This is a genomic window from Chitinophaga sp. LS1 (assembly GCF_034274695.1).
Classification (GTDB): Bacteria; Bacteroidota; Bacteroidia; order Chitinophagales; family Chitinophagaceae; genus Chitinophaga.
Genome location: NZ_CP128362.1, coordinates 6946987 through 6963844, shown reverse-complemented (window position 1 = coordinate 6963844; position 16858 = coordinate 6946987). Strand labels below are relative to the sequence as shown.

Genomic DNA, 16858 nt, shown 5'->3' with positions numbered 1-16858 from the left:
ACCCGATATTAACAACTACACTATGAAATTAAAACTCAGACATTGTCTGCTGGCATTTATAACGCTGCCAGCCTTTGGACAAAAATCAAATTTTCACTTCGTAAGCACAAAGAACCAGCAGATCAATATTAATAAAGGGACCATTTTTGTAAATGGTAACCGTACGTATCTGCTGAGTAATGGTGCGGAGTTTTTAGATAGCAGGCGCAATAAGCTCATTGAAAATGGAGGCAATGTATTTTTATTTCTGGAAGTAAGTCGCGGTGCAGACGTTAAAGATCTGATAATTTTCAGTGTAAATAATAGCAAGGCGGATTCTATCGGGAATGTCGTGTCTTCTGATATCAGGGATTATGACCATGACCAGAACCTGGAAGTAGGCGGTGCATATACAGTGGCGCCTTATCCAGCTGCGGATTCAGTGTATTATGTGCCTTATATCTATTATGAGATTGTGAAGGGCAGAGTGGTGCTGGATGAGGAGTATAATGAGAAAATTAATAAGAAAAAGTATGGGGTGTGGTTAAAGGATCTGATAGAGGATGGAAAGTACAAAGTGATACCTAAGCCTAAGCATTAAGTGATAGTAGAAAGCCCCCTTTTATTGGGGGCTTTTTATTTTGATCGTTATCTCTTTTCCACTGTGTAGTGCGGCTTCTACGGTACCAGGACTATCGCCGGTGTAGAGTGCTTCTCCTGCAAAGTAAATAGTATCTGCAACGGGCGTGGTCAATACTGCCTTTGCCTTTTCAGAACCAGGCATGCCGTAGGAGTAGCCTCCATGTATGGCTTGTTCTGTTGACCAGTTATGGATAAAACTTTGCTCCAACAGGTCCGCAATGTTTGTTACATTAAATATTTTAGAAAGCGAGTTGAGTGCTTTGGCCAATAGATCAGATTGAGGTCCTGCTGCATGCGGGCCTCCCAGCCACCCGGTAAGAATTAAGCTATCTTCAGATTGCGTCCACCATACCGGCACTTCCTCATCACTTAACACAAACCCGATATCTCTTTTCCAGAAAGCCTGTTTGAAAAGCAGGTTGAACTTAATAACGGTTCCCCATCCGATCTGCCGTGCCGCAGCTGTATATGCTGGGAGAGCAAGGGAAAACTGTATGCTTTCGTTTTGTAGGATATTGATAGGAACGGTGACGAGTACTTTGTGTGCGGTGTAGGTCCGGTCCTGTGTTGTGACCGTCACCTTTCCCGGTTCCCAGGAGATGATTTGCACGGTTTGGTTCGTGATAATTGTACATCCTTTGCCAAGGTAATTGATCAGGGCAGTGTAGCCGTTTTCAATTCTGAAGTTGGTGCCTTGTTCCAGTGTCCATTCATCGTACAGATATTTTACGCTTACCTTGTTCAGGTCAGCGAGGTCGTATCCTTCCACATATCCCTGTACATGATCACGAAGTTCTGCATATTGATCGGCAGGGTAATATTGATCCAGCAATTGCTGCATGGTGGTCGTTTCAGCGGCTTTGCCCATATGTTCGATCAGGTTATCCCAATCTTCAATCCAGCTTTCTTCCTGTTTGAGTTCCCCGTTTTCCGCAAGGGCCATTTCCTCATTGATGGGGTGATAGGGAATACCTGCTTCCTGTAACAAAGACAGGGTGATGGGCAGTTCGCCATGTATGAATTCAGCACCGGTTTCAATATGAATACCGGGTGCAGGGTAGAGGGTAGTCGTTCTGCCACCCGCTTGTGGCCGTGCTTCCAGTATGGTGACGTTGTGTTGAGTGGAGAGATCTTTAGCTGCTATAAGACCAGCAGCGCCGGCCCCAATGATAATGATTTCCTGTTGTGCTGACATATTGTAAATGTAAGGTTTTCGAAGAATAAACATTATAGATGAAATTCACTTTATGAACCGCTATTGCTGACTGTATGTATAGTTTTATTATGCCAGAATGTATTCTCCTGTACGATGTTTAAGATCACGCTCTATGGGAAAACGATGGTGGGAAATAATGAAGATGGATGGCGGCTGTTCTTTTAGCATTGATTGGGTAGGGGGATATTATTGACGTCGATAAGGGTATCGAGTCTTAATACGACGCCATTTTCAAGACGCATGTATTCCACTTTTTCAAGGACGAAGAGATCGGCGATGCGCGAGGAGACTTCCTGCACCTGGCCATCTTCGGATGTGAAACGGATGAGGCAGATGGTGCGCATGGTGGCCCAGGCCTCCAAACGGTCGTAGTAGTCGCAATTGATGGGTTGGTAGGTGGTACTCATGAAATAAAGATAAAAACTAGTTGATGGATTTTAAAGACTAAAAATTATTTACCAGTCTTGTTGCGTAACTGCATCATACCAAAGGTATTGGTTCCCATTGAATTTGCAGGAGTTGATGATCGATAACTGACTACATTTAACAGCGGCATTTTGTAGTGCCGTTTTTTTTTACTAAGGCTGTTGCGTTGTTCAGGAACAAAAGACAATTGCATTGACAAATTATAACATTTTATAAAGAAATGCTATGGCAGGAGGGTAGTATCTTTGCATCACTTTACCCTAATTAACTGTATATATGTGTCGATATGGATTTTCCGTATACAAGCCACACTATGCTTGTTTTAAATGCCGTAAGACCTTTAAGAGGCGTATTTCTGATGACTGTTCCTGTTCCGGAACGGGTGGGCATGCACATGCCAAATTGGCCAAGTGCCCCGATTGTGGGGAGCTGATGGCTGATATGGGCATGGACTTCGAAGCTCCTGGGAAAGGGAAAATTAAGGCATGGGAACACCTGCGTGTATTATATTCAGTGGGCATCGCTTTTCACTCTTGCGGTTGCTCCGGACCCGGGTATATCCCTAATACGACGGAAGGATTAAAGACGCATCTGAACGGTTTGATCACCATTTACAATGGTGAATTGCAACAGTTGCGACAGGAAACCAACAAAGAAAAGGAAGAAGCAAAAGGCTATTGGACAGGTAAGATCAAATTATTAGAGCAACGGTTATCGTTGCTGTAAACGGACTACTGTGACCTGGCAGTTTGTTAATTCTGCCGCAATTATTTTACTGATTTCATCCCAATCTCCGCCCGCAAGACCAGCACCGATCAAAGGCATGCCAATATGTGCGCCTTTGAACAGGCTGTTTATTGCCTGCATGCAATGCCGGAATGCGAGAGGGTCGAAAGGTTTTTCGCCTCTGTAGTCGTATTGAGTATAGGCGTTGATGATAGTGAGCCCTTGTTGGCTGGGAAGGGTTACTGTTTGGTAATCTATTTTGCCGAGTTTAGTTCGGTCGCCCTTGTATTGCTTTGTTTCAAGGGGGAATTTGTCCGAACCGAAAGCTTTGGCGATAAGGGGAGCTATGCCCTTTTTTTGTGTGCAGAAGCAGTTACAGCCGTGTACAATGGCATCGAATTTTCCGGCTTTGGCAGCTACCAGCAGATCGCCTTCGACATAGGTGATTGGGGTGTTCATTGTCTGTTGAATTTTGAGGGGCGAAGATACTGGTTTTGTAAATGAGGTTGATGAGTCGACGGCTATTGATATTAATGATTAAAACCCGAAGAATGTTTGGGATAATCTGATTGCGGAGATGTCTCTAAAAAAGAGAGTACATTACACCGGTTTTATAAAGTAGTTGTACATGGCATGGAATAAATATTATGTGTTTGTAAAAGGCGCTTACGACAAAGATCTTTTGTTAAAAGATTTCGAATCTGGGCAGGAAGTAAATTTATTTGAGACGAATAAACCGGAAACGTTGTTTGCGGGGGAATATAATGATTGTTTGATTTTAGTGGACAAGGAGTTGCCATTTGAGTTTTTATCTGCAGGATTGGGCGTACAGGCAAAGGCAATGATAGATATTTTTCCGGAGGCGGAGATAGGGGTATTGCTTGAGAATTCGACGGTGGGGGTGTATGGATATGCAGTGTTTAAAGAAGGTACCAGGATTCGTACTAAATATGGCTCAGAGGAGGAGGTGTATTTTGAATTTGGCAATCCGTTGTTGGAAGAGCAGGAGGCGCCTGATGAGCCATTATTTGAGGAGGAGGAATTGGAAGAAATGGAAGAAGATGGATTGTCACGACATGAGATCAGGGAAATGGTAAGGTTTGCGAAAGATTTCAGGGTGCCCGGGAAATTGGTAAAGCGGTTTTTGGGTATCGGGTTTCATGAATTGAACCCGGCGGAGGTGAAGTTGACACGATATAAGCGTAAAGCCAGTACGAATAAAAATTGAAGCGTACTGGATGAGGGGTAGAAGAGTTGTAGAGACTGGTTTGCGCGCGTTTAACCACTAGGAATGATTCAAAATTAGTAATGCATATAAGTTGATAATAAATTAATTATATATACCATGCGGCATAGCATGAAGGTGTGAACGATGATTTACCATCGAATAATAACTTTACTGCCGTGAAACATTACCTATATTGTTGCTTTACCCTAGCAATCTTGTTTATTTCGTGTGGTAAAAATGAGAATGCTGACATAAAAGAACCCGGGACAACTCCAACTACACCGACTAACCCGGCGCCTACAAAGACAGATTCCGCCACCATTGTTATTATTGGTTCTTCCACTGCCGCAGGCATGGGAGCCAGTCCAACTGATTCTTCCTGGGTAAACAGGTTAAAGCTGTCTACAAAGGAGAATAAGCGGGTACTTAGTTATTTCAACCTTGGAATATTCGGGCTCACCACTTACCAGGGGATTCCAAAGAGCTTTACTAAACCTGGTCGCCCTGCGACTGATACCCTTCACAACATTACGGCTGCATTGTCTTTCCGGCCTTCGCTGGTGATCATGTCATATCCAACCAATGATGTGGCATATGATTATACAGATGATGAGATTATGGACAACTTCAATGAGATGATCCGTTTGCTGGATTCAGCGAAGGTGAAGTACATTATATTCGGTACACAACCGCGCAACTTCCCGGATGCGGCTTACAGAATACGGTTGAAAAACCTGAATGTAAAGATGCAGGCAGCTTTTGGCGAGCATTTTAGCAATGTGTATGATACCCTGGCTGCTGAAGATGGAACGATCAGGGCAGCGGTGGCTTATGGCGATGGTGTGCATGTGAATAATACAGGGCATGACATATTGTATCATAAGATAGCAGATCATGCTGTGTTTCAGGAGGTGATTAAGTAAACTGTATTTGAATCGAAACTAAAAAAGTGCGCCTGTCGCTGCCACCGTCCAGCTACCTTCTTCAATTTCAGCTTCCAGCTCGGTATTATCCCATCCACAATAACCGATAAATATTTTAATATCCTGGGTCGTAAGGGTACCCTTATTGATATGTGCTACGGCGGTTTTAAAATCGCCGCCATAGTACACTTTATCACTTATATGTGTACCATCCGGAATCAGGTCAGGTCGTTGGTGTACAAAGAAAAGATGTTCCTGGTCCACCGGTCCTCCTTCATACAAAGGGAATGGTTTCCCGTTTTTAAACTCCTCCAGCTCAGTCAGTCCACGGGAAAATTGTTTATTCACCACAAATCCCATCGCTCCTTTTTCATCCTGTTCAGTAATGAAAATAATGACATCTTCAAATATGCTGGCATCCAGTAGCGAACTGGCGTGTATAAATTGACCTGCTTTCATCTGGTAAAGTTACAAGGATTTGGCTACAACCAGACCGTATTCGGCTACGTGAGGATTTTCAGGCAGGTCTACATTTACCTAAAATCATAATCATATGAAAATCATTGTAACAGGATCATTAGGCAATATCAGTAAGCCACTGGCCATTTTATTAATTGAAAAAGGCCATGATGTGACAGTCATTAGCAGTGATGCGGCCAAAGCCGAAACGATTATTGCTTTAGGTGCAAAGCCGGCCATCGGCAGTCTGGAAGACACTATTTTCATACAAGAGACATTCAAAGGAGCAGATGCCGTGTATTGTATGATCCCTTTCAATATGGCCGAACAGGATCAACTGGGATACTTTACACGTATTGCCAATAATTACGTACAGGCCATCCAGGCAAATAATATAAAAAGAGTGATCAATCTCAGTGGGTGGGCTGCTGAAGTGATCAAAGACCATAGTGCAGAAGGTTTTTTCAATGATTTAAAAGATGTAAGCGTGACCCATTTAAGACCGGGATCGTTTTATTCTAATTTTTATGGGTTCATTGGCATGATTAAAACCTATGGCATGATTATGTCCAACTATGGGGGAGATGATATGATAGCCTTTGTAGCACCGGAAGATATTGCAGATGTAGTGGTGGAAGAACTGGAAACACCTTCACAGGGAATAAAGATCCGCTACGTAGCCAGTGATGAACTTACCTGTAATGAAGCGGCACATATATTAGGCACAGCCATCGGCAAACCCGATCTGCAATGGCCGGCATTGCCAGCCGAACAGGTACAACAAGGTATGGAAATGATGGGTATGCCCAAAGACCTGGCAGCTATGTTGGTAGCCATGCAGCAAGCGCAGCACAGTGGCGAGATTCAGGAAAAATATTTTCAGCAACGGCCTGTACTGGGGAAACGGAAACTGAAGGATTTTGCACCTTTATTTGCAGCAGCTTACTAAATTTGGATATGCAACCATATAGAGTAAAATCCATCAGCGAATTTCATCAGTTAAGGGGCCTGCCCATGACAGGTCACCCATTGATCAGTGTGGTGCAATTCAATACGATCAAAGAGTTGCCTGTATTCGAGCCGAAGACATTGGTGCCGGACTTCTATCTCATTGCCCTGAAGCAGGGCTTTGCAAAAGGAGTAAAGATAAAATATGGTCAGCAGGATTATGATTTTGATGCAGGTGTGTTGTCGTTTATGGCGCCGGGACAGGTGTTTGGAATGGAGATGGACGAACAGACGATGAGGGAAATGATGGCAATGAAGGACGCAAATGGATGGATGCTGATGGTGCATCCTGATTTTCTATGGAATACGCCGTTAGCAAAGAAGATGCGACAGTATGCTTTTTTTGATTATGGGGTAAATGAAGCGTTGTTTTTATCCGATAAAGAAGAAAATACGCTGGTGCATATAGTGAATAATATAGAGCAGGAGATCATTGCGAACATAGATACCTTTAGTCATACTATAACTATCTCAATGTTGGAAGCATTGCTGAATTATTCAGAGCGTTTTTATCAGCGACAGTTTTTGACGAGGAGAAGAAGTAGTCATCAGTTATTAACGCAATTGGATAATTTGCTGGAAGTATATTTTAAAGAACAACGTGGTTTGCCAACAGTGAGTTATGTAGCAACACAACTACATGTTTCCGCAGATTATCTGAGTGGGTTACTGAAGGCATTAACTGGGTTAAGTACGCAGCAGCATATACATGAAAAACTGATTGAGGAGGCGAAGGTACAGTTGTCCACGACCACATTGTCAGTCAGTGAGATTGCTTACCAGCTTGGGTTTGAGTATCCGCAGAGTTTTAGTAAATTATTTAAGGCAAAGACGAATTTATCGCCGTTAGCATTCAGACAATCCTTTAATTAAATATTAAATTGGTGCTGGCCGCAGGCCATTTACCGCATAACAGAAAAACGCTTTTGCCGAAGATAAAAGCGTTTTCCTGTTATTTCATTGTTATGATTTGAAATTACAATTCCTTTGATTTTCAGTCTATTAAATCCTTTTAGCGTCCAACCATCCTCAATCATATTTTGCAATTCACTTTTAATACGTACTTTTAATCCGTTCACGTTGAAAATGACTCAGAGAGTACTTAGCGTCCATTAAAGACCCTTCACCTGGAAGGGACACGTTACATTCATATTTAATAGTTCACCTATGATCAAACCCGGTAACCCGTCTGTAAAGATCGCAGTAGCCATGTCGTTGCTACTGATGCCGTTTTGCGCCATGCCCTCAATGGCCCAAACCACCTGGCCTCAGGGTCAGTTATTGCCATCATTTCCTGCTACGGCACAAACGCAGGACCTGATTATCCTTCGCGAAACTTCCACGAAATGGGAAGCAGAAGGTTCTTCACTAAGTCATAAAACAGGCCGTTTAGAAACCGATGGCTGGCTTTGCCAGGTGGGTATCGACGCAGCCAACGACCATATGATCTATGGTCCTTATGACAACACCATTCCCGAAGGTGCGAATGTAGCGGAGTTCCGTATGAAGACGGACAACAACACCGCCAACAATGACCCTGTCGTGGATATTGATGTGCGAGACGCAACAACGGGTGCTACCCTGGCGTCGCAAACCATTACCCGTACTATGTTTACCATTGCGGGTGATTATGTCACTTTCACCTTGCCGTTTACCATGCCGGCAGACAACCATTCGATAGAACTGCGAGTATATTGGCGGGGTTCGGCTTATACGAAAGTGGATTATGTAGCTGTACAGCAGAATAATTTTTCTGCAGAAATGTATTTATTTGCTTCACTGAAAGGTATTGTCAACAAGACACAACCACGTATCTTCTCTTACGAAGGAGATGCATTTGCCGAAGGTCAGTATACCTGGTTGAATTCTCTCGGATTGGGCTATAACGAAGTATCGGATAAGTATAGCCTGATCACCAAGTACCGTAACGAAATCGGTGGTTTGATCGTGTATGATCCATCTCAGATCCATACCGTGAACCTGGCCACCATGCTGGCAAAGAACCAGAACGCGTTGATCTGTTCACCAACATTGCTGTCCAAATTGCAGGCAGCGCCTTACAACCTGCCGATCTTAACAGATCTGCGTGGTGTGTATAGCAGCAAAATGGCGGTGTACCAGGCGATGTATAATACTTACTGGCCGAATGCAGACAAGCGTTTATTGATCGGTTTAGATCCTTCAACACACAAAGCCGCATTGCGTGAATATGCCACGGCTATTGGTGCTGCGACCATCTGGCTGGATCCTGACGTTGCAGATGAAAGTACATTGCTGAATAGTTTCCTCGCTTCAATGCCTGCAGGTGCTAACTTCATGGGTTGGTGGCAGAACGAAGGATCGGGTGTGCAAAGGACATCGACTTATGGTATCACCACTATTGCGAGTGACTGGTCTTCCAACCTCACAGTACATAGCGGTATGCCAAGAACGGTGAACCTGAAAGCAATGCCACAGAAACCTGCTTTGCAGAATAAAATCTATGTAGCATTTATATTGAGTGATGGCGATAACCTGCAATATGTAGAACACCTGATGCGTAAACTGTGGAATGATCCGGGACGCGGACAGGTGCCGATGGGATGGACATTATCACCAGCTATGCTGGATGCGATGCCGGGTGCATTGAACTATTACTGGCAGTCATCAACAGATAATGATAACCTGATCAGTGGTCCTTCCGGCTATGGCTATACCTATCCTAACAGCTGGGATCAGGCGAAGCTAAACCAGTTTGTGGCGAAGACAGAAGATTATAATCAACGTGCAGGATTTAGAGTGGTAACAATATGGAATACCATCACCGGTGGTATCAATCAGAATGTAGGTCAGACCTATGCAACGTATGCGCCTTCACTGCTGGGAATGACTGCGCAGAATACCAATGGTGGTTTAACTATTTATAACAATACCCTACCGGGAATGGCACTGAATTGTAACTATTGTACAACAGAGCAGACCATCAAAGATAATATTGCTTCTGCAGCTGCTGGCTGGAATGGTACATCGCCAAGATTTATCATAATACAGGCGCAGCCATGGCAGGGAGTAACGCCTACCAGCTTTAAGAATGCGGCGACAGCACTGAATTCCGATTATGTGGTAGTAAGACCGGATCATATCTTCCAGTTGATCCGTGAAGCCAATGGATTGCCGGTAGATTCTCCAAGCAGTAATTTGTTTAAGTTGTCAAAGGCAATGGGATCATCTGTACCTGCGCAACAGCAGTCGGTGATTAGTTGTAAGTAATTGTTTTCGCGCTTCTGTTTTATTACAGAAGCGCGAAAAACTCAAGCTGATTTTAATGTTTTTTAATTTACATCTTTTGTATCTTTAAAATGAAATAACCCTCTATTTGTTAATCATTAAAGACAACCCACATGAGAAACATGAAAACCCTCTTGTCCCTTTCTCTGTTCACGCTGGTTTTATTGTTCTGCTCTTTTACTCCCATTAAGGAAGTAAAACAACCTGCTACAAAGTCAGCTGCTAAGATCGTGAACTATGCATGGTACACACCAGACGGTACGTTCGTAGCATGGAGCACCCTGGCAAATGCACTGGTAGTAAGCGATGCAGATCTGGATCCTACTAACGGAACCGTGGTAGCTTATGGCTGGACTGGTGGTGGTTATGGCTTACCTCCATCCGGCACACTGGTGTATACGATCTATACACACCCGTGATGTAAATGATTGATGTAATCATTAAACCCCGCTTTTCTTCTGTTTGAAGAAAAGCGGTTTTTTTGTATAGAAGGTTGACGAAAAACTTATCCGGAGACGCGTTTTAGTTAACCCTTATTGTTTTATTTTAAACCCCGCTATGAGTAAATTGTCAGCTTTTGAAGTAATTTGTCTTACAGGTATTTTGCGCTGCCAGTTGCTCTCTCTCGCAGATGAATAAATAGTAGCTGCCTCATTTATTCGGGAGGCGGGTTTTGTTTTTTTTATTGGGGTATAGATTTTCTGTATTGCAGGTAGCTGCTGCAAGGTTACAATAATATCAGGGGTTTTGTATGTTGGAACAGTATTGGTATCTAAAAGTCTTACAGTAAGGATTATAAGGCTTTAGCGTTTTATGACTTATATTTTAGCCAGAGCACATCATCTTCAATCCGTTTCACATCTTCCAGTTTAAACAGTGCTGCATCAAACCGTTTTGCTTTTGGATCTATTTCAAACATCGCCGGATTGTCGTGATTTCCATCTACAATTGGCAGTAGCAGGTGATGGTATTCATCAATGAGTCCTTCATTCAGGAAGCTGCCATTGAGGTGGCCACCGCCTTCAACCATGAGGATGTCGATCCTGAAGAGGGTATATAGTTTTTCGAGCACTATGTTCAGATCGATCTCTGTAGCGCCTCCAAAGATGTAAGATACCCCGATATCCTGCAGATGTGCCAGGTAAGCATCGGGTACGCTTTCGGTAAGTACGGTGACAACATGATCGCCATGCATCTCTGATTTTTCCCATCCTAATTTCGCCTGCGCATCGATGGCGATCGCATAGGTGGTGGCATCCGGATTAGCGTTGACGTCCGTGCGGGAAATGGAGTGGGTACCGGGTTTATAGATGGGCTTTGCAAATTGGGTAAAGTCCTTTTCCATGGTAGTACGGCCTACGATCCATGAATAACTGCCAATTAGGTTGTGTACTTCTTCAAATTTGCCGCCCAGTTTTTTAATTTGAGGGCTGTCGCCCCATTTGTCGCCAAGGATCTTACCGTCCAGGGTACTCATCATCAAACAGATGGTATATGGTCGTTGTTTCATATTATCAGGTTACTTGAAATTTTTTTTTGATTCTTTGTAAGTTTTGGAAAGGTTTTGCAACTAACAGAGAAATGGCAAATATAAAAAGTTATGGATGAAACGCAATTTTTACAACTGATCGGGCAGCATCAGGGAATCATTCATAAGATATGCAGGTTGTACCGTAATTCGAAGGAGGACAGGGAGGATTTGTTCCAGGAGATCGTATTTCAGTTGTGGAAGTCGATAGGGACATATGGTGGTACGGCGGCATTCAGTACATGGATGTATAAGGTAGCGCTTAGTACGGCGATCGCAACCTATCGAAAGCGGGTGCCGAAGATTGTGTATTCGGATGTATTGCCGGATAGGGCGGAAGTATTGGATGAGCGGGGGGCGGAGTTGTTTGAGGTGTTGCGGAAATTGAAGGATGATGAGAAGGCAATCATTACTTTGTATTTGGAGGGGTTGAGTTATAAGGAAATGGGGGAGATTATTGGAGTGACGGAGAATAGTGTGGGCGTGAAATTGAATAGGATTAAAGCGAAGGTGCAGTTACTATTTAAAAAGTGAGTGAAGGGATGGCTCCTGCTGATTAAAGAGAATTGAGAGGAGGAATTAGCAACTATTAAAAATTGAGTGAAGGGGAGGGGATTACCCCTGATGATTATTGAGAATTGAAACGAGGATTTAGTAACTATTTTAAAAATGAGTGAAGGGAATTGCCCTGATCTTAAAAGAGAATTGAGACGAGGATTTATCAACTAATTAAAACATGAGTTATGGAAGATCTTTTTGCTGCGTGGAATGAGAAAAGTATAACTTCAACAGTACATGCAGGGTTATTGCGTGAACGCCAGCATCCGGTATTGAAGCAGATACGGAAACAGATGGTGATAGAGCTGGTGGGTTTTGTGTTGTTTTTGATCGTGTATTATGATTTTTTTGATGGGGATCGCAAGCCGGTATATGCCAATGTATTATTGGTGGTGGCGATGTTAGGAGTGATAGCAGGTAATGTGGTGGGATATTTATTTGCAAAGCAGGGGGTGATTGGGCCGAATTTACGCGAAGCCTTGAGAATGCATTTGGAGAAGATGAAGTTGTATGCGGTAGTGGCGGTGATGGCGAGAGGGTTTATGATGGGGAGTGTGGTGGTGTTTTTTAATGCAGGGTGGATAGTGACAATGATTTTTATAGTGATGTGGATGGTATTAGTGGGAATATGGGTGGGAAGGATTAGGAAGATAGATAGGGTTTATAGTGATTTATCGAACCCGCTGGATTTCGGGAGGCCGCTGTGATGGAAGTAAAATCGGACTACAGTGGTTTTGGCTATCCTTATTATTCAGGGAACAGCTGTGTTGGAAGTAGGATCGGACTACATTAGTATTGGATTTGCTCTTATCCAGGGAACCAGCCATGATCTCTATATATTCAATTTATAGCATCTTTTTGAATCCTGTCGATTTCGGCTCGAACCCTTGATTCTGATAGAATCTATGCGCATTCGTCCTTTCGGTCCGATTGCCGCTATTAACCAAAAGATAGGTAGCGCCCTGTGCTTTTGCAAAAGCTTCCGTATGTTGGATAAGGGCAGCACCTACACCTTCTTTTCTATATTCCTGTTTCACCACCAGCGTCTGAATTTTAAAATAAGTACCATCCAGTTCCCAGGCAAGTTGCTTGTTGATACCAATATACCCAATGACTTTATGATCAGCGACAGCTACAAAAGTGTGGTAATCTGGTGCCTCCTGAATAGCCTTCATTCTTTGGGTAATTTGAGCTTCAGTTGTGGGGTAGCCAAGTTCAATAGTGAGAACGGTGGTGTCAGGGATGTCGGTATCAATATTGAAAGGTCTGATGATAAAGCTCATTGATAAATGGTTATTATACAAATATACTAATCAAAAGAGCAATCTGTAGGGTAACCGAGTTCGCGCAGGTTTGATATGATATACATAAGCATAAGCTACTTGAATAATCATTGAATTGCTTAAAATTATAATGTTTTACCTCAAACAGTAGCATCAAAAAATATCAGTAACTCATCAGAAAACTAATCAATGATGCATAATCATAGAAAATAATTTTATGAGTACTTTAAAAAAACACCTAATTTGCCCCCGATATTTTAATCACCCTATACAATATTATAACCCATAGGAAAACAGCATTGTTTTTATGAAATATTTATTAGCATTCTTATCCCTATTCTTTGTCCTGTCTGGAAAAGCGCAGTATTACAATGATGTATTATCATATAATAACAACGCTTACGCTACCAACGGTTACAAAATAAAAACAAACATCCCTTTTACGAACCGCGCCGCCATGCCGACTATCTGGATAGAAGGATATGATTTTACAATCCCAGGCTATACCTTGAATTTAACAATTTCATCGTATGTTGTGGGTGATACCTTAACCCGTACTACTGTATCGTCTTCTGGTGGTTCAGCCCCTCCAATAAGGATTGGTAATGAAAATGGCAAGGTATCTATTTTCCTTGATTACAAGAATGGTTATTATGTACGCTTTCATGTTCGAGCCTTTGCACAGGGCATGAGTGAGACAGCATCCATGTTTACCGGTTGGTCTGTAGTCGATTCTGCATTGATTCCCGAGGCAACGGCCGTCAGAGATATACCTTATCGAAATACATTCGCTGGCACCGTGAACCTGCCGGATAGCGTCACTTCCACAGCAGATGGTAAATTCGGTATCGGTACACTCGCGCCCAAGGCATCATTGGACGTCGGCACGATGGTGAATGATTCTACTACAGCCATCCTAAGCCGTTTATATATAGGTAGCACTACCAAAGATGGTACCTATCTGGGTGTACATGCTTATAATACGAATGGAAGTGCTCCAATGTTTGGTCTCATTCATAAATATTTCGGCAATTTAAATTCAGGGCTCATCTTCAACATGGGGCCCGCATCAACGAGGTACGGAGGTTATCTCACTTTCCTGGTAAATGATGGTACAGAAAAAATGCGCTTGGATGCCGATGGGAATCTTGGAATAGGTACTACGGCTACAGGCACATTCAAACTTGCTGTAGCAGGTACGATTGGAGCTAAAAAAATACAGGTGACCCAATCCGGCTGGCCTGATTATGTCTTTGATAGCCATTATCAGCTACCCTCATTAATGGAAATTGAGAATTATGTACAACAACATAAACATCTGCCCGAAGTGCCTACGGAGAAAGAAGTGACGGTGAAAGGACTGGACCTTGGAGAGATGAATAAGATTCTTGTGAAAAAGGTCGAAGAACTGACCTTGTACCTGATTGAGGAGCATAAACAAAACCTGGAAAATCAGGAGCGGATAAAGAAAATGGAGCAGGATCTGGCAGAGATTAAGAAAGCAATTCAATAATATGATCATTTTCCAACGGCGGCAGATAAAGCTCCCTAAACTCCTTTCTATCCATTACTTTTACATTGCAAATTAAGGATGATGAACCACTACAATTACTACCTCTTCGACTACGACGGCACCATTTGCAATACTTTTCCCACCATTCATTCCGCCATGAGCCAGACCTTTGAAAAAAGCGGACTGAACACCATCGACAAAATAACCATGCTCTCCGCCGTCAGCAAAGGTGGCGCCTTGCATGATACAATAAGACACCTGCTTCCCGAAGCATCGAAACTCAACTTCGACGATGTTGAAGCAATCGCTAAAATATACCGTGAACAATATAAAGAATGTGACGAAAAACTCACCGTACTATTCGAAGGAGCCGCCGCTGTTTTTGAAAAATTAAAAGCGCAGGATAAAACCATCATTGTCCTCAGCAATAAAGGCATTGCCGCAGTAGAACGCTCCTTAAAAGCACTGAATCTTTTCGACCAGACAGACCTCATTATCGCCGAAGGTGCCTTCCCGGATTTAGCTTTAAAATTGAAACCCGATCCCATGGTTTATGAAACCATCATCACACAAAATTTCAATATTAAAAACAAGGAAGAAGTACTAATGACCGGCGATACCCATGCCGACATTCTCTTCGCCAACAACTGTGGCATCGCCTCCTGCTGGGCCGCCTACGGATATGGCCAAAAGGATGCCTGCGAAGTATTGCACCCAACCTACACTATTCAGGAAATTTCAGAAATCATATAAGAAAGGGGGCGTCTCAAAACTTCGAGACGCCCCCTTTTTATTCGGGTACCTGATGGAGAGAATTTTCGTACTGCAATTCTCATGGCCTTCCTGTTATTTATGATACATCCACTTTTCAAAGTCCATTTCTTTATCACCCCACATCTAATTCTTTATCAACTTCACACTCCCTACCCTCCAATATTGATTACCCGAAGTCATTGTCGCTAATAATCCTAATGTCACCTCCTCTTCCTGCTCCAACGTAAACTTAAATGATACCGTCGCACTCACATACGTACTGCTGGGAAATGATCCATACCCCAAAGCCCCCGAAAGCCCACTAATATCAGGAAGTGCGCTGCCCGCCGCTGCCACTATATACACCGGATCCAACGCCTCTGTATAACACGCTACCTGAAATATATAATTCCCCGCAGGCAATGTCGTCGTCTGTGAAATCTTCCCATTCACAATATTCGCTGTTCCACTCCATCCTGACTCCATTACCAGAAACCCGCCTGCATTCAACCATGTCTCAGATGCATACCCGCCATAACCTGAGTGATTGATCACATTTGCACTCGTCACCCATGGCGCTGCCAGCGTACCCCAGCGCCCACCATCATAAGTAGCGCGATCAAAAGGACCTGTATTCTTCAGGTACAACGCTGTCACATCCGCTTTCACAGAAAACGCCTCAAATGCTGTATAAAAGGTATCTATTGCCGTAGCATTGGGCAAATAAGCCGTTTGATAAATAATACCCGTTCCGGATTTGAACGCAGGCAATGTCGTAGTCATGTCTGTAAGAACAGACAATACCAGCGTATCATGCGCACCCCCCGTATTATCTGTATACTTAATCCGCATGCTCACCGTACCCGCATCACTGCCCGCATCTGCCCACTTTATCAACGCGGATCCATCATCCTGCATCTCTGCATTTGCAATACCTCTATTGATCAGTGCACTCTGATAAAGGTCCCCATATACATTCGCAGATGTATTAACGGGGATAGATATATTGCCATGCGCATCATAGGTCCTGATCTCAAAGCTCATCAGTCCTTCCGGAAGATCAGGTATGATCACTTTCGCCGTGTCCACACCAGATGTTCTAGTCACAGGCACTTCTATTGAATCCTGTCTGCTATTCCAGAACACCTTGTACTTCGTGATCTTAGGATCGGAAGTGAACAAGCCCCTGATCTCCGCCCTGTTCTTACCCGAAAAGGCTGCTACAGAATCCATTTTGCCCGGATAAACAATGGATCCATTCTCCATATACTTATCCCTGTATTCATCCATTTTGGTACATGCAAACAATAATGTCAACATGCCTGCTATTATAAATGCTCTTTGCATCC

19 protein-coding genes are annotated in these 16858 nt (G+C 43.2%); 12 read left to right on the top strand and 7 right to left on the bottom strand.

Translation table 11 applies throughout. The features are described from left to right. The first annotated feature begins 22 nt into the window (after positions 1–22). Positions 23–580, top strand: a complete 558-nt coding sequence (locus QQL36_RS28425) for a hypothetical protein (protein ID WP_321567589.1) — start codon at positions 23–25, stop codon at positions 578–580. 21 nt (positions 581–601) lie between these two features. Here QQL36_RS28425 and QQL36_RS28420 read toward each other — a convergent pair whose 3' ends face one another. Together QQL36_RS28420 and QQL36_RS28415 are read right to left on the bottom strand one after the other, a co-directional pair. Beyond that, complete coding sequence (locus tag QQL36_RS28420) at positions 602–1816, bottom strand: NAD(P)/FAD-dependent oxidoreductase (protein WP_321567588.1); 1215 nt, start codon at positions 1814–1816, stop codon at positions 602–604. A gap of 182 nt (positions 1817–1998) precedes the next feature. Further along, the gene (locus tag QQL36_RS28415; protein ID WP_321567587.1) at positions 1999–2244 is read right to left on the bottom strand and encodes a hypothetical protein; all 246 of its coding nucleotides are present in this window, start codon (positions 2242–2244) and stop codon (positions 1999–2001) included. 295 nt (positions 2245–2539) lie between these two features. On the opposite strand from QQL36_RS28415, the gene QQL36_RS28410 reads away from it, so the two are divergent. After that, positions 2540–2989: a hypothetical protein gene (locus QQL36_RS28410; RefSeq protein ID WP_083723878.1), complete on the top strand. Its 450-nt coding sequence runs from the start codon at positions 2540–2542 to the stop codon at positions 2987–2989. Here the strand turns inward: QQL36_RS28410 and QQL36_RS28405 are convergent. Then, positions 2975–3448 (bottom strand): macro domain-containing protein, encoded by a 474-nt coding sequence (locus tag QQL36_RS28405; RefSeq protein WP_321567586.1) that lies wholly within the window; start codon positions 3446–3448, stop codon positions 2975–2977. The genes QQL36_RS28410 and QQL36_RS28405 overlap by 15 nt on opposite strands. Before the next feature lie 169 nt (positions 3449–3617). Between QQL36_RS28405 and QQL36_RS28400 the strand changes: the two genes are divergently transcribed. After that, positions 3618–4217 (top strand): hypothetical protein, encoded by a 600-nt coding sequence (locus QQL36_RS28400; RefSeq protein WP_321567585.1) that lies wholly within the window; start codon positions 3618–3620, stop codon positions 4215–4217. Between the two features lie 215 nt (positions 4218–4432). Next, positions 4433–5140: an SGNH/GDSL hydrolase family protein gene (locus QQL36_RS28395; protein ID WP_321567584.1), complete on the top strand. Its 708-nt coding sequence runs from the start codon at positions 4433–4435 to the stop codon at positions 5138–5140. Between the two features lie 18 nt (positions 5141–5158). Here the strand turns inward: QQL36_RS28395 and QQL36_RS28390 are convergent, their stop codons facing one another. Then, positions 5159–5599: a YqgE/AlgH family protein gene (locus QQL36_RS28390; RefSeq protein ID WP_083723871.1), complete on the bottom strand. Its 441-nt coding sequence runs from the start codon at positions 5597–5599 to the stop codon at positions 5159–5161. 94 nt (positions 5600–5693) lie between these two features. Here QQL36_RS28390 and QQL36_RS28385 point away from each other — a divergent pair, with 94 nt between their 5' ends. The 4 genes from QQL36_RS28385 (at position 5694) to QQL36_RS28370 (ending at position 10293) form a co-directional block, all read left to right on the top strand. Beyond that, on the top strand, positions 5694–6548 hold the full coding sequence (locus tag QQL36_RS28385) for an NAD(P)H-binding protein (RefSeq protein WP_321567583.1): 855 nt from the start codon (positions 5694–5696) through the stop codon (positions 6546–6548). A gap of 8 nt (positions 6549–6556) precedes the next feature. After that, positions 6557–7480 carry a helix-turn-helix transcriptional regulator gene (locus QQL36_RS28380; RefSeq protein ID WP_321567582.1) on the top strand — a complete coding sequence of 308 codons (924 nt, stop codon included), beginning with the start codon at positions 6557–6559 and terminating at the stop codon, positions 7478–7480. A gap of 294 nt (positions 7481–7774) precedes the next feature. Further along, entirely contained in the window at positions 7775–9856 is a 2082-nt protein-coding gene (locus QQL36_RS28375; protein WP_321567581.1) for a GxGYxYP domain-containing protein, read from the top strand. Positions 9857–9987: 131 nt separating this feature from the next. Then, positions 9988–10293 carry a hypothetical protein gene (locus QQL36_RS28370; RefSeq protein ID WP_321567580.1) on the top strand — a complete coding sequence of 102 codons (306 nt, stop codon included), beginning with the start codon at positions 9988–9990 and terminating at the stop codon, positions 10291–10293. A 392-nt stretch (positions 10294–10685) separates the two neighbouring features. On the opposite strand, the gene QQL36_RS28365 is transcribed toward QQL36_RS28370, so the two are convergent. Continuing rightward, positions 10686–11384, bottom strand: a complete 699-nt coding sequence (locus tag QQL36_RS28365; protein WP_321567579.1) for a RibD family protein — start codon at positions 11382–11384, stop codon at positions 10686–10688. Positions 11385–11474: 90 nt separating this feature from the next. Here QQL36_RS28365 and QQL36_RS28360 point away from each other — a divergent pair, with 90 nt between their 5' ends. Further along, a complete protein-coding gene (locus QQL36_RS28360; protein WP_321567578.1) occupies positions 11475–11936 on the top strand; it encodes a sigma-70 family RNA polymerase sigma factor in 462 nt (153 codons plus the stop codon). Positions 11937–12145: 209 nt separating this feature from the next. After that, on the top strand, positions 12146–12667 hold the full coding sequence (locus QQL36_RS28355; RefSeq protein ID WP_083723855.1) for a hypothetical protein: 522 nt from the start codon (positions 12146–12148) through the stop codon (positions 12665–12667). 138 nt (positions 12668–12805) lie between these two features. On the opposite strand, the gene QQL36_RS28350 is transcribed toward QQL36_RS28355, so the two are convergent. Continuing rightward, entirely contained in the window at positions 12806–13243 is a 438-nt protein-coding gene (locus QQL36_RS28350; protein WP_321567577.1) for a GNAT family N-acetyltransferase, read from the bottom strand. Positions 13244–13550: 307 nt separating this feature from the next. Between QQL36_RS28350 and QQL36_RS28345 the strand changes: the two genes are divergently transcribed. Together QQL36_RS28345 and QQL36_RS28340 are read left to right on the top strand one after the other, a co-directional pair. After that, positions 13551–14756 carry a hypothetical protein gene (locus tag QQL36_RS28345; RefSeq protein ID WP_083723851.1) on the top strand — a complete coding sequence of 402 codons (1206 nt, stop codon included), beginning with the start codon at positions 13551–13553 and terminating at the stop codon, positions 14754–14756. Positions 14757–14834: 78 nt separating this feature from the next. Further along, positions 14835–15509, top strand: coding sequence for an HAD family hydrolase (locus QQL36_RS28340; protein WP_321567576.1), 675 nt, complete (start codon positions 14835–14837; stop codon positions 15507–15509). A gap of 144 nt (positions 15510–15653) precedes the next feature. Here QQL36_RS28340 and QQL36_RS28335 read toward each other — a convergent pair whose 3' ends face one another. Then, the gene (locus QQL36_RS28335) at positions 15654–16856 is read right to left on the bottom strand and encodes a DUF4998 domain-containing protein (protein ID WP_321567575.1); all 1203 of its coding nucleotides are present in this window, start codon (positions 16854–16856) and stop codon (positions 15654–15656) included. Between the last annotated feature and the right edge of the window lie 2 nt (positions 16857–16858).